At 49.7% G+C, this 13,822-nt stretch carries 10 protein-coding genes; all 10 read right to left on the bottom strand.

What is annotated here, in order from left to right; translation table 11 throughout:
• Positions 1 to 147 precede the first annotated feature (147 nt).
• Positions 148 to 549 (bottom strand): RidA family protein, encoded by a 402-nt coding sequence (locus MKY01_RS03045; RefSeq protein WP_074093334.1) that lies wholly within the window; start codon positions 547 to 549, stop codon positions 148 to 150.
• A gap of 234 nt (positions 550 to 783) precedes the next feature.
• Entirely contained in the window at positions 784 to 1,758 is a 975-nt protein-coding gene (locus tag MKY01_RS03040) for a M15 family metallopeptidase (RefSeq protein ID WP_127551134.1), read from the bottom strand.
• Positions 1,759 to 2,165: 407 nt separating this feature from the next.
• On the bottom strand, positions 2,166 to 2,507 hold the full coding sequence (locus MKY01_RS03035; RefSeq protein WP_339285313.1) for a hypothetical protein: 342 nt from the start codon (positions 2,505 to 2,507) through the stop codon (positions 2,166 to 2,168).
• On the bottom strand, positions 2,485 to 2,973 hold the full coding sequence (locus MKY01_RS03030) for a hypothetical protein (RefSeq protein WP_339285310.1): 489 nt from the start codon (positions 2,971 to 2,973) through the stop codon (positions 2,485 to 2,487). The genes MKY01_RS03035 and MKY01_RS03030 overlap by 23 nt, the downstream gene beginning before the upstream one ends.
• Before the next feature lie 46 nt (positions 2,974 to 3,019).
• Positions 3,020 to 6,223, bottom strand: coding sequence for a DEAD/DEAH box helicase (locus tag MKY01_RS03025; protein ID WP_282319536.1), 3,204 nt, complete (start codon positions 6,221 to 6,223; stop codon positions 3,020 to 3,022).
• A 227-nt stretch (positions 6,224 to 6,450) separates the two neighbouring features.
• Entirely contained in the window at positions 6,451 to 6,882 is a 432-nt protein-coding gene (locus MKY01_RS03020) for a chemotaxis protein CheW (RefSeq protein ID WP_062837311.1), read from the bottom strand.
• Between the two features lie 613 nt (positions 6,883 to 7,495).
• Positions 7,496 to 8,443: an aminopeptidase gene (locus MKY01_RS03015; RefSeq protein ID WP_282319537.1), complete on the bottom strand. Its 948-nt coding sequence runs from the start codon at positions 8,441 to 8,443 to the stop codon at positions 7,496 to 7,498.
• 95 nt (positions 8,444 to 8,538) lie between these two features.
• Positions 8,539 to 10,530: an alpha/beta fold hydrolase gene (locus MKY01_RS03010; RefSeq protein ID WP_282319538.1), complete on the bottom strand. Its 1,992-nt coding sequence runs from the start codon at positions 10,528 to 10,530 to the stop codon at positions 8,539 to 8,541.
• 60 nt (positions 10,531 to 10,590) lie between these two features.
• Entirely contained in the window at positions 10,591 to 11,157 is a 567-nt protein-coding gene (locus MKY01_RS03005) for a TetR/AcrR family transcriptional regulator (RefSeq protein ID WP_036607516.1), read from the bottom strand.
• A gap of 472 nt (positions 11,158 to 11,629) precedes the next feature.
• Positions 11,630 to 12,928: an ABC transporter substrate-binding protein gene (locus tag MKY01_RS03000; RefSeq protein WP_036607334.1), complete on the bottom strand. Its 1,299-nt coding sequence runs from the start codon at positions 12,926 to 12,928 to the stop codon at positions 11,630 to 11,632.
• Between the last annotated feature and the right edge of the window lie 894 nt (positions 12,929 to 13,822).

Here is a 13,822-nt window from a genome sequence, read left to right as displayed (position 1 = left end):
AATTTGAATTAATAGCTGTTTATAGCATTTTTATCAGAGTAATTTGGGAAATAACGTGTCTGATGTTCCTTACATTTTAGAAAGAGGACCTTATCGCCAAATAAGACGTCCTGGGTTCCTTAGAAATCATCCGGATAACCGTCAGAATCAATCGGCTGTGACTTCATCTTCAACAATCGCTTCCACTTCAATCTCAACCATCAACAAGGGATCAATGAGTGCGCTAACTTCAACCATGGTGGCTACAGGCTGGATCTGTCCAAAAAATTCACCGTGTGCCTTGCCAACTTCCTCCCATCTGGAGATATCGGTCACAAACATCCGGGTTCTCACCACATGCGACATGTCAGCCCCCAGTTCTTTCAGTGCATTCTCGATCGTCTGCAAAACGAACCTTGTCTGTGCATACGGATCACCTGCCCCAACAACTACACCATCTTGCATCGCGGTTGTACCCGCCACTTCAATTCGGTTCCCTACACGGATGGCACGACAATATCCCACTAACGGTTCCCATGGGGAGCCCGTAAAAACCTGCTGTCTGCTCATTCTCTCGTCCCTCGCTTTGGTTGTATTTGTCTCTTCAGATTAAACATGAATTATATCAGTCCCCCATCATCTCAGACAATGGAATCAAGTTTAATTCTATCTTAACTCCAATAACATTTTTGCACAGAAAAAAATCCCCTGAATGACTGCCCATTGGTTAGAACAAGGACGGTTCATTCGGGGATTTATGAGAATTAGTATCTTTTCTTTTTCTTTAAGGATGAAACATCCAAATTACAACTTGATATTAGCCTCATCGAAGTATTCTTCTAGAGTTAACCCACTCTTCGCCACATCCGGTGCCAAATCTGTACCGATGTACCGGATATGCCAAGGCTCATAGACGTAACCTGTGGTATCTTCTTCACCTTGCAGATAACGGATGACATATCCGTATTCTGCAGCATGTTCAGCCAACCACTGGCCTTCCTTCGATGTGCCAAATACCTCTTCCAGCACATTGCCCACACTCGGACTCGATACATCGATGGCAAGACCCGTCTGATGTTCGCTTCGGCCTGGCACAGAGCTCACGCGATCCGTGTATTCTTGACCTTTGGTTTTGACATTATTGTTATAGATGGATACCTGACGCTGATATGAACGATAACCGGACACCGCACGAAGCTCAATGCCATCCGCTTTTGCACCTGCAAACAACTTCTCCAGCGCCTCCGCAGCTTCCTTGCGCATATGCCGCTTCTCGTGTGGTTCGTCGAAGGAGAACGGTACATTCGGCTCTACCAGATCGTTCGGCTCGTAACCGTCAGGCAGACTCCGTTGTTTGTTCACAATGACGGTCATAGACTCGGCATTGGTCACCACGGATTGTGCATCAATCGTCGTTTGCAGTGCGCTGATACTGCGTTTCTCCAGCAATGGGTCTTCCGCTGTCGCCCCGTTACCATTGTCCGAAGAGCCCTGCTCTCCGCCCGCTGAAGCATTCCCAGACTCGCTATCCGTGCCTTCACCGCTGTTGCCAGAAGATGATGTGTCATCCCCGCCAGCATTGTCGCCATCCGTTCCTTTATCCTCCGTAAAATGAACCGTTGTGCCGTCCGTCTCCTGTTGTGTGTTACCTGTTCCATTCGGATTCTGGCTTTCCTCTGTGCCTGAACCATTCTGGCACGCGGCAAGCAATGCTCCGCATATCATCAATGAGGACAGCATAACCACCATGCGGCGCTGTCTTCCTGTAGTTGATTTCATGTAAAAACTCCTATCGCAATAATATAAATGTTATATAGTTCTCAGCGTGCAATGTTCCCTGCGACAGTATACCTTAATTGGGAGCGAAGCTCCACCGGTAAAGACCTCCTTTAGAAGAGATCCGAATGAACTTATACGGGCTGTACAGCCTGTATGATCGTTTTTTAGACTTTTAGAGCAACATCCCCGTGCTGTACACAATAGAATTGAAATGGGAATATACCTTTATATATCCAATATGCAAAAAATTGATTATACCGAGATGCACTTTATTAATGAGCATTAGCATTGTTGGATAAAGACAAAATTCATCTTGTACCGGGAAATGAATTAAATCAAATAATGCAACATGCTGCAATAAAAACAAGCAGGGGTGATCTGAGATCTCCCCCGCTCTGATGGGTGCATCATTTGGTTGCCGGGCTGTCCGTCTTCTTCTGGACAGCCTGCCACATCCGCGCGGCTACACGCTCGCGGATCAAATCCAGCCCTGCGGTGGCCGGCACGCCCGGCAGCAGCGCCGTCAGCTCCGGCAAGGCCGGCGGCTTGCCCGGCCGCGCGAGGCGCACCTCAACGGCGCCAAAGCCCGGCCCCGGCTGGTGCATGGCGCCGTCCGCGGCGGCCTCGGCGATCCACTCGCCGACGGCGCCGCCTTCGCCGCCGCGCACTTGCGGGCGGCCAGCCGTTTCGGCCGCGCGGCCGGGGCCGCTGGGATCATGGGCGAGTTCATCCGCCCATGCCCCCAGCACGCCGGCAGCCGCTTCGCGCGGCAGGCCGGCGTGCGCCAGGCCGCGGCGGCGGCTCGGCCGCGAGGCGCGCGGCTACGGCGCGCTCAGCGGCCGCGGCATGCGCGCGCCCCGGGCGGCCGCAGGTGCACGCCACGGCCGCGCTGGCCGTTGCTGCGCCTGGCGAGCCCTCGGGCGCTTGCGCAACAGGCAGCAGCCCGGCGATCTCCTCGGGCGCCGGGCCGCCGCGCAGCAGGGCGTACAGCGTCAGCGGGCGCTTGCGCAGCTGAGCCAGTACAGCCTCGCGCTGGGCTTCGCTCAGTCGGGCGGGTGTTCCCGTGACCGTGAACATGCCTGCGGCCGATCCGGTCTTGCCCTTAACAGCGGAAGCGGAAACGGAAACTTCCTGGTCCGCTTCCGCTGCTGTATTTACTTCTGCTGTCCATCCACCGGGGGACATATGCAGCTCGATCTTCCATTTTTCGCTCACAATAATCCCCCTTTCTCAACATCTATATTCCCCTGAATGTTCAAGGTCACAGCCACGTCTCACCCTGAAGAGAGATCAGGCCACGCAGCTCATCATCCGACATCTCGGTCAGCCAATTCTCACCCGAACCAACGACCTGCTCGGAGAGTGCCTTCTTACTTTCGATCAGCTCATCAATCCGTTCCTCCAGTGTTCCCTGACAGATCAACTTGTGAACCTGCACATTGCGATTCTGCCCAATTCGGAATACACGGTCCGTTGCCTGATTCTCAACCGCAGGATTCCACCACCGATCATAGTGAACAACATGACTCGCGCGTGTCAGATTCAGACCTACACCTCCAGCACGAAGAGATAGAACAAACATGGATGGCCCCTCTCCTTTTTGGAAAGTCTCCACCATATCGTCTCTTTGCGACTTCGACACACCACCATGCAGGAAATAAGGTTCTTCCTCATATCGCTGTTTCAACCTCGATACCAGCAGATCTCCCATAGCAACATACTGCGTGAAAATCAAGGCAGATTCCCCGTTATCACGGATGGCGTCCAGCAGTTCAAGCAAACGTTCCATCTTACCAGATGCCTCAGCCTTGCCGTGGTCTTTCCGATTGCTGTCCGCCAGCACCGGATGATCACAGATCTGCTTGAGCTTGGTCAGGGAGGACAGAACAATCCCCTTCCGGGCAATGCCATTTCTGCCGTCCAGACCACCCATCAGATCATCCACCACACGCTGGTACAACACCGTTTGCTCCGGCGTCAGAGAACAATAGGATTTCAGTTCAAGCTTCTCTGGCAGATCCTTGCGAATATCCGGATCACTCTTCAGCCTGCGCAGCATGAATGGAGATACCAGTCGATGAAGCTCACGCAAGGATGCTGCATTTTCTTCGGATGGCCCCAGTCCCGTATACCGCTGGCGGAACGATGAAGCTGTGCCCAGATACCCCGGATTGAGAAACTGGAAAATCGACCAAAGTTCGCTCAGTCGGTTCTCTACAGGCGTTCCTGTCATCGCTATACGATGAAGTGTAGACAGGCGCATTACACTTTGCGCTTGTTTGGTACGGTAGTTCTTAATATATTGTGCCTCATCCAGCACAATGGTGGACCAGTGCAACGAAGCCAGATCCGGGCCATCTCTGCCCGCCAGATGATAGGTCGTCAGTACAATGTCATGCGTCTGCGCTTCTGCCTGGAATTCGTTCCCGTGCAGCCGTTGTCCGCCATGATGAATATACAGCGACAGATCCGGGGCAAATCGCTTCAGCTCACGCTGCCAGTTTCCAAGCAGCGAGGTAGGACACACAATAAGTGCAGGCAGATGAACAGGCTGCTCATGCGTGTGCTGATCCGCTGGGAAAGAATGATCTGATCCATTCAACAGCTCATTCTCATGGGCTTCCTCTTCAGCTGCCTGGCGTTCCTCGTGTTTGCGGTCTAGCAGACAGGTAATTACTTGAATCGTCTTCCCAAGTCCCATATCGTCCGCGAGACATACGCCAAAGCCCAGCTCACGCATCGCGGATAACCATTGGTAGCCCCGTTCCTGATAAGGTCTTAGTTCACCATGCAATTCTGCCGGAACCTGACGAGGCTCAATACTGCGAAGCACCTGTCCATCGAGCAGGAAAGCAAGCATCCCATCAGATTCGGCACCAAAGACGGAGAGGCCCTTCCATGCGGAATCCTCCCCTTCATCCGCTGCCAGATGCAGCCATTCGGAGAGAGGCATATATTGTTCTTCTTCTTTTTTCATGTAACGCAGAACTTGACGAATCTCTTTTGTATCCACTTCAATCCATTCACCACGGAACATGACATAAGGTACTGTGGATTCAGCCAGTGCTGCCAGTTCCTCCGCCGTGACCGGTTTACCATCCAGCATAGGTTCCGCCTTGAAAGCAACCAATTGTTCCATGCCCAGTGCCGATGTGGCTCCAGGCAACCGCTCTGTTCCCCGATTCAACATCTGCAGACGCAGTCCCGCACGACGTTTCCCGGCACGACTCCACCTTGAAGGCATGAGAACGGTTATCCCGGCCTTCTGCAAACGTGGAACCGCATGCGTGAGAAATTCAAAGAAACCCTGCTGCTCCAGCTTAATTTCCTCCGGACGAGCGGTAAGCAGCGCTGTCTCCAGTTCAGGTGCCAGTTCTGTTGCTTGCCCGAGTGCCATCAATAATTGCTCTGCCGCCGAGGTATATAACACCTTCCCTCGGTCCAGATCTCGCTCTGGATGTGCCCAGATAGTCCGTGCAGGCAACCTCAAGCTTGGTTCCTGCTCACTGTCCGCCCAAAAGCTGATCCCCCAGATCGTTTCATGTTCGCCCAGCGGCGGCTCCAAGCGGAGCACCAGCTTCAATTGGCCTTCAGCAGGCGCCATCTCTTCTGCTCCCACAATTGGCATTGACGTTCCACCAACTTCTTGCAGCGTATGAATAAACGCTGTCATATCGTCCGTCGGCCCTTGCACCGTCACAGGACGGAACATCGAGATCAGACTGTTCCACCAGAGTTCGGCTACTGGCGAAGATCCGCGTCGATATGGGGTGCGGTAACGGGACAGTTCACTGTCCATGCCCTCCAGTTCACTTGTCACTACAGCATGAATCATGCCACTCATGAATGAAAATAATACCGCAGCCCCTGCTTCTTCACGCGTTTCCGGTTCCAATGAAGCATAAGCTCCAGGAGCAGCCAATCCAATCGGAGGCATCGCTTCAGCAAGATCGCGGAAGCGTTCAATGTCCTCCTCCTGCTGCAAGCGTGGACGCCATACGCCTGTTAATGTCTCTTGCCCGGTCCGTCGCCGTGCTCCGGTCTTTGCTGCGAATTCAGCCGATGGAGCAATTGCTCCCCGCAACAGCAGCTCCTGTGTGAACTGCGCCGCCTTGATCCAGTAACGCATCTCTTCTCCAACCTGAATTCCGGCTGCATTTAACAAACGGTCATCCCATTGCAACAGCAGCCTGAAGGCATCCTTGGGCGAGACTGCCAATCCTTCCAATGTGCGTCCCAGCAGTTGACGCCGCTTCGTGTTCTTCGCTTCAGCCGTGTTCCTCAGCGGATTCGGCCAGCGCAGCTCCGCAAGACGCAGAGCGGCAGGCTGAAACAGACGACCCCCGTCGCCAAAATTCAACCTTCTTACCACGTGGCTCCATGCATCCACACGTGGTTCCGATGTTTCACCGGAAAAACAAAAAAATACGTCACCAAGCCATACTCCATACAGCGATTGCATCATTAAAGTCTCCCGTCATCCCTTCGCATTGTTACTCTCCATCATATACGAAAATGACCGGATTTAAAAACCTTTGCCCATAAAAAGTGGTTATTTCGATGGTTAGGGCGTGTCTGAAAACGCCCTAGCGGCACAAAAAAATGTCCCTTCTCCCGAAAAGCGGATGAGGAACATTTGGGTAAACCGAAGGATAATACTGAATATTGAAAGAATTACGGATCGTTATACTCCTATGATCTGATCAAGCTGCCCAGCAATACATCCAGGTTCAAAATACCTGCACGATGATCTTCACAGAACCCGATCTTGTCAAAAACGCCAAGCATGAAACGGCGGTGTTCTTCAGCTGGTTCCTCGAAACGATCATAACTTACGACAGAATCGACCATATCTACGATAAGCGGTACAAATCCACCTTTGTAAGGCACCACAATAATACGTGTAGAAGTGGTATCCTCCTGGTCTGGCATGCCTAACAATACACGAAGACTCACCACCGAAACGACCTTACCGTACAGCGAAGCAAAACCTCGGATCTCCGGGCTTCCAAATGGAACTGTTGTCACCTGCACCATTCTGATGATCTCATGAACTTCATCAATTCGTAGTGCAAAGATCTGGTCTCCTACCGAAAAATTAATATATTGCATTCCCTCGTCCATAGTTATCCCCATATCCTCTCATTCCGTATAATCAGACTACTTTCGTCCCATTAGATGTTACTTTGGTGTATCGGTTATTTTTGATCAAATGTTTAGGCTTCAGATCAATTTTGCCAACTTCAACAGACGTTGCATTACGGTTGCTGTCTCCGCTCTGCTCATTTGCCCTGTTGTGGAGGGTGGTGGAAGTCAGTCGTTTTAGAATTGAGCGTAAGTAACCTGACATCGGATTGAAAAATTATATTCATAAAAAAGACCCAAGATCAGCTTTATGCCGATTTCGGGTCTTTTTTATCCCCATATATTATGGATCTGTTTCTATGTTTTCAAATACTTGGAACAAAAAAGCGATATTCCTGTGGATAACTTGTTTCATTACTCCAAAACGACTGTTTTATCGGATGAAAACACGAGTTATACCTGATTTGTGGATAAGTTGTGCACATATTGCACACATGCTGTGGATATCTTTGGCGTTTCATGTGGATATTCATTAATTTAATGTGGACATGTTGTGTATTTGTTTGTAAATCTGACGTAAAATCTGAATTTCCGCTTCAGTTATCCATTACTGTGGACACGTTGTGGACATGCCCAATTTCCTTCGCTGTAGTTATTCGACCAATTCACCCTGACGCATGATCAGCCTGTCATCGATGTACACGTCCGGCTTTTGTACAACTGCATCAATATGAACACCTGCGGCAATCGTTCCACCAAATGTGTTATTGCTGCCAAAGGCCACATGAATTGTGCCGTACACTTTCTCATCTTCCAGCACCACACCCGTGATTCGCGCCTTATTATTGGTACCGATCCCGAATTCGCCGAGAAAACGACCATCGCCCTCACCAAGCGTTTCCAGTAATTGAGCCCCATCTGGTCCTTCAGCTGACACCAACCGTCCTTCACTAACGGTCAATAGCATCGGTTCACAGAGTGCCCCAATTCCAGCAACGGAACCATCTACAACAATACTGCCCTCGCCCTTGCCCTCAACGGGAGCAATATAAGCTTCTCCTGACGGCAAGTTGCCCGATTCACCAGGGTTCAAATACATACCTGTGCTTGGTACACCGTTACGATCTTCAATGGAAAAGGAAAGACTATGGCCCTGCTTCTCTATTCGCACATGGCGACCTGCGGTTAATAGAGCCGTTACCTTCTCGGTCAACGCCTTTACTTGCGAATATTCAGCTGTAATGGCTCCGTTCACAAACATATCCTCTGTCATGCCGGGCATGGTTGCCACTCGGGTCCCTGAAGCAGCGGCTTTTTTGCGTGCCTGGGTATGTGTTAATGAATATTTCGTTACACACACGGCTACATCTGCTCGAATCATGGCCTCTGCAATTGGCGCAGGAGGCTCTTCACCGGATCTGCTGCGTTCCTCCATGATTAACAGGACTGATTCTGCTCCAAGTGCTTTGCCTGCCTCATAGATGGATTCAGCCAGATCCCGTTTCATATCGTCTGCGATAACTACCAGATTCTCTCCGTTGCGCAGTCCGAGACATTCCGTTAGCACATTTTTACTGATTTCCACACGTTGCTTGCTCATACATTCATCTCTCCTGTCTTTGGTTAATCCTCTTTGCAACTCGACTTGACCCTTTCGACAATTGGCACGGGATTCCTGCATGTCCAAACCTGAACTCACCTCAAGGTATAGGCCCATTCGGCCAGGATTGCAGCTGTTTCCTTATACTGAAACGTCGGAAAGTAATGTCCATAGGGTACATCTATCCGTTTGACCTGTAAGTTCATATCCTGGGGATAGTGATATTCCTGATCTTGATTGGCCCACACAACTAATACATTCTTGGCATAATGCTGACTTTCCATTTTCGCCCACAACGTTGATCTGGCGCCTTTCCTCTGACCCGAGTGGATCCAGCGCAACAAGTCTGCATGTGCCCCTGCAATACGAGGGGACTGGAGACTGGAGCGTATTCTCTTGCCCATGGCCTCGGCCATAACACTGCTGTCACCTACGCCGCTATGTGAACTGAACATTTGATTCCAACTTTTCTCCGATCTGCCACGCAGCAGGGAGCGCATCACTCCTCTTGGTAAACGAGAAATCCATCTCAGCACATTCGGATTCGAATTGTCAGCTACTGGCTGAAGCAACCCCAGTCGAATGTCCGCCCGCCCGCTACGCATCTGTGCCGCAGCTGCAATAGCAGCACCGATCGAATGCCCCACCAGCTTCACCGGACCTTCAAACTCACCAAGAGCCGTTAGCAGTGCATCCACCTGACCTTCAAATGCTTCATCCCCCTGATGTACCGGGGACCGTCCGAATCCAGCGAGATCGATTAACCATACCGGGTTCCTGGTTAGGTCCCTAAGCTGTTTTCCTAACGGTAACATCTCATCCGCAGATTGAAGCAAACCATGTACAATAATCCAAGGCTCTCCCTCACCCTCCCAACGAAGCATAGCCATATTTCCACTTCGAGACCGAATATAATCTGTCGGAAAACCCTCAGGTAACGGCGCATACCGAAAACGATAGTCTAGATCGGCTGTAACCAGCGGAAGCTGTTCCCGGATGTCCGGCCAGGATTGCCCCATACGTGTGAACAGAGCCTCCGTCTCTTCAACCGGGAATGACCTGTTGGTAATAAAAGCAACCGACTCCGCTGGAACACCACTGATGCGTGAACCACCTGATTTCATGATCCATTGAATCCATGGTAGTGGCACAGCCCCTTTCGGCTTGGGTACATCCAATTGCTGCGCCAAGAGTTGCAGCAGTTCCTTCATATTGGGACTGTCTTCCTTCTGCGCCAACAGTGGATAAGTTCCTCCGACTGGAGCAGCTTCCCTAGATAGAAAAACAAGCGTCTGTGCAACAATGTCATTCTCCACAAGCGGTAACCAATAGGATGAACCTCCCGGCACTACCGGCATAAGTCCTTTCTGAATCGCCTGAATGAGCAGCCCAATCCCACCCGTTTGCTCGGTTTCACCTGTAGGACGTGGCCCAACCACTGTACTCGGATTTACAACGGATAAGGGATAGTGATGCTGTTCTGCATGCTCGCGAATGTGCAGATCGGCATGGAACTTCATCTCTTCATATGCACTTTCATTGTTATCCACATGCTCAACCTGTAGATAATTCCCCTGTTCATTCCGCTCTCCATAAGGACTCATATAACCAACAACGTGGATAAAGTGTCTCAATCCATGAGTAGAGTGGATTTCCTGTGCTAGCTGTGCCAGTTCCCTGGCCCCGTTCATGAATATCTGCTCGGCTACTTTTCGTTCCAAAGTGACGTCCATCGTTCCTCCCGCATGCATGATCACATTCGCTTCAAGAGCACGCTCCCGATCTGGTGCGGTAAGGCCAAGACCCGAAATGGACAAATCACCTTTAATAAAGGTAATCCGGTCGAGATCCTTCACTCCATAAGCCTTCAGCACAGTTCTGGCTCGCTGTTCCGAACGAACCAGCAAGAGCAATTGTGCGTCTCCCTGCGTGAGTTGTTTGACCGTTTCTTTGCCGATAAAACCTGTACTTCCTGTCATAAAAATGGTCGTACTTGCCATATCAGACTTACTTATTACCTGATTCATGTTTGTTGAATGTGCTGCAGTGTTTTCTTCATTGGATACACGGTTAGTATGTACATTCATTCTGTTACGGCTCCTTTTAGTACTACACAGTACTAGTTATATTCAAAAAAAGAGCTTCGATTAACGAAGCATCTGACAAAACGTACGTGCCGATTGTTCAATAATCCCAACATCACGGGCAGTTCCCGCTAGGATTAGTGAACCTTCCAATGCGGCAATAAACAACAACGCAGCCGGTCCCGGTTCGATTTCTTTGCGAAATTCACCGCGATCCAAACCTTGCTGAAACAACTTCTCCACCATCGGTCTAAGTTCACGAAAGAATCTGGATATGCTTTCCTTCACTTGGGGTGCACTGTCCGGTGTCTGCATATATAACGTAACAAAGGGACAGCTCCCTTCGTAATTTCGGCCCTCAATACCTGCCGACAGCAATGCCATGAATGAGTAGATACGCTCCTCCACTCCTCGTTCACGCTGACTGAGTAGCAGGTACAGCTCCGACTCATACTGGGCAATCCAGTATTGTACCACGGCCTGGAGCAGCTCCTCCTTGTTTTTAAAATGATAATAAATATTTGACTTGGATACCCCACTCACTCGCACGACCTCATCCATGCTGACGTAGCTGTACCCCTGACGCAGAAATAATTGTGCCGCCACTTCAACTGCCTTGGTCCGGTTCACCGGATTGGTACTTTTGGATTTGGCGGGTCCCGTGTTCATTTTTGGATTTGTCATATTTAGAACTATACAGTACTAAACAGTTGAAAACAAGTATTTCTGTTAACAAAAGAGGACCTCCCACTCCAGCTACTCCATACTTGTCCACATTTAGAGTGTTATACACACAGGATATCCACATATAGTATTAACTCTGTGTTAAATAAGTCATTAGATCGTTAAACCGCTTTGAGGTTATCCACATTTCAGGAATATAGCTGACTTTGAACTTTTCAGAGAGCGTCATTGGCTCCTCGGAAAAACAAAAACAGGCCAACCAGAATAAGATTTCTGGCTAACCTGTTTCAATTGGCCAACTTTTTCTTTGGTAACCTGTGGATACTAGTTAATTTGGATAACTACCCTAAATTGAAGCTTCGGTCGGATCATCCTTTTTAATCAATATGACCAGATAGTAAACCGTCCATGATCCGGATTATTTTTTCAGACTATCCCAGTTCTGTTGCAATGCGTCGAGCAATCCGGCTTTATCCGATTTGCCTGCAACGTAAGCCTGAATTGTGCTGCCATACTCTTGTGGAACCCCTTCAGGGAAACGGTTGAAGTTCCAGCTGAGTGTTTTATTTTCCTGGCTATACTTCATGATCTCTGTGGCGAGGTCACCCAGATCCTCTTCGGATGCCGTGATGGAACTGAACGCCGGAATGAATTTGAATTCTTTTGTCATGTATTGTTTCCCGATATCCGAAGTTACGAGCCATTCCAAAAACTCTTTTGCTTCCGGTTTCACTTGGGAATTCTTGTTCACAACCCAATAGTTCGGCACGCCGACAAACAATTTGTCATTGGGTTCATTGTTAATTGGCATTGGGAGGATACCCAGATTCAGATCTGGATCGATTCCATCGATCTGTACTTGAGTCCAGTTCCCTTGTTGCATCATCGCCGCTTCTCCACTCGCAAACAACGTAACTTGCGTATTGTAGTCGGTTGTCAGCGGGTTTTTGTTGCTGTATTTCAGCGTTAAGTCGAGCAAGTTAATCCAGTCGGCGAACACTTGGTTCCCAGGAATCTTCTCCGTACTTTCGTTGAGTCCTTGGATGAATTTAACCGGATCTGCCTGATTTGCAAATGCGACGTTTACGTTATGATTGCCCAGCACCCACCACTCTTGATATCCATTAGAGAATGGGGTAATGCCTGCGGCTTGAAGTTTCTGTGCAGCTTGATCCAATTGTTCCAGTGTCGTTGGAATTTCGGTAATACCTGCTTTTTGGAAGAGGTCTTTGTTATAAATGAAACCATAACCCTCCAGCGCGAGCGGCTGTCCGTAGAGTTTGCCGTCTTTGGTCATTGGCTCTTTGGCTACTTCGAGTGCATCCTTGGCCCATGATTCTCCAGACAGATCTTCCAGATATTCAAGCCATGTATCCAATTCACGATAACCACCTACGTTGAAAATGTCCGGTTGTTCGCCAGCGGCAAACTTGGCTTTTAATGCAGCACCGTAGTCACTGCCGCCACCTACAGTCTGAATGTCCAGTTTGACACCTGGATGGGAGGATTCATATTCCGCTTTGAGACGATTGAGCGCTTCCGCGATTTCGACTTTGAATTGGAAGATTTTAATGGTTTTATCTCCAGCAGCAGCCTCGCCACCACCTTGAGCATCCGTGTTGACCGGACTGCCACTCTTATCTCCATTGCCACAACCCGCGAGCATTACCGAAAAAGCAATCAGCATAAGCAACGTCAACTTTGTCATTCTTTTCATACATACACTCTCCCTATAGTAGTTTCAGTATAACCGTTCCACTAATGAATATTTACACTGGCACTCCGATGACAGAATAACCTTCCCTTGAAGCGTGTTTTCATTCTAACGAACCGAGCGCACGTTATTCGCACCTATTTGCACAGGTTCCAATTCTAACGAATCACAGCGACGTTATTTCGTCGATTTGGTCGAATTTTAAGCCTCTGACGCTGTTTTGTAACCGAATAACGTTTCAGAGATTCGTTACAATTTGTATTCCTTGATTATCCACCTATTAAGATGCGGTGGGTTCGTTAGCGCTTTGAACAGGGAGCATACCCTCACTCTGCAGAAGAAGTTCCTGGCTATACAAGCATCTTTATTGATCTTTTCTCTTTATCGATGCTTTCTCTTCAGGAGTCATGCCCAAGCTATGCGGGCATGACTCCCTTTGCACACCTCCGTGCGAGGTGGGAGCAAAGGGATCAGGATGCGATGGAGGAGCGGAGCGTTCGCCTTTGATACTCGGTGGCTTCCTTGCCCTAATACATTCAGGACACCGAGGAGCAACAGCGACCGAAAGCGCAACTTGATCCCGCAGCGACCCTGCCCTTATACACTCACCTTCTGCCTTATCAAACCTGGTCTTAAAATCATTTCATTCTTGGTCTTTTCTCTTTATTGCTCTTTCCCCAGGAGTCGTGCCCAAGCTATGCGGGCATGACTCCCTTTGCACACCTCCGTGCGAGGTGGGAGCAAAGGGATCAGGATGCGATGTAGGAGCGGAGCGTTCGCCTTTGATACTCGGTGGCTTCCTTGCCCTAATACATTCAGGCCACCGAGGAGCAACAGCGACCGAAAGCGCAACTTGATCCCGCCAGCGACCTGCACTCGCACTCTCCCACAGCGACC

This window comes from Paenibacillus sp. FSL R5-0486 (assembly GCF_037975155.1).
GTDB classification, from domain to species: domain Bacteria; phylum Bacillota; class Bacilli; order Paenibacillales; family Paenibacillaceae; genus Paenibacillus; species Paenibacillus amylolyticus.
The sequence above is the reverse complement of the archived record's forward strand: the minus strand, read 5'-3'. Positions and strand labels throughout refer to the sequence as shown.

Coding starts and splice junctions, on each gene's coding strand:
- MKY01_RS03040 (WP_127551134.1), bottom strand. CDS start 1,758: ATGAAATCAACTACAGGAAGACAGCGCCGCATGGTGGTTATGCTGTCC.
- MKY01_RS03045 (WP_074093334.1), bottom strand. CDS start 549: ATGAGCAGACAGCAGGTTTTTACGGGCTCCCCATGGGAACCGTTAGTG.
- MKY01_RS03020 (WP_062837311.1), bottom strand. CDS start 6,882: ATGGACGAGGGAATGCAATATATTAATTTTTCGGTAGGAGACCAGATC.
- MKY01_RS03025 (WP_282319536.1), bottom strand. CDS start 6,223: ATGATGCAATCGCTGTATGGAGTATGGCTTGGTGACGTATTTTTTTGT.
- MKY01_RS03000 (WP_036607334.1), bottom strand. CDS start 12,928: ATGAAAAGAATGACAAAGTTGACGTTGCTTATGCTGATTGCTTTTTCG.
- MKY01_RS03015 (WP_282319537.1), bottom strand. CDS start 8,443: ATGAGCAAGCAACGTGTGGAAATCAGTAAAAATGTGCTAACGGAATGT.
- MKY01_RS03010 (WP_282319538.1), bottom strand. CDS start 10,530: ATGAATGTACATACTAACCGTGTATCCAATGAAGAAAACACTGCAGCA.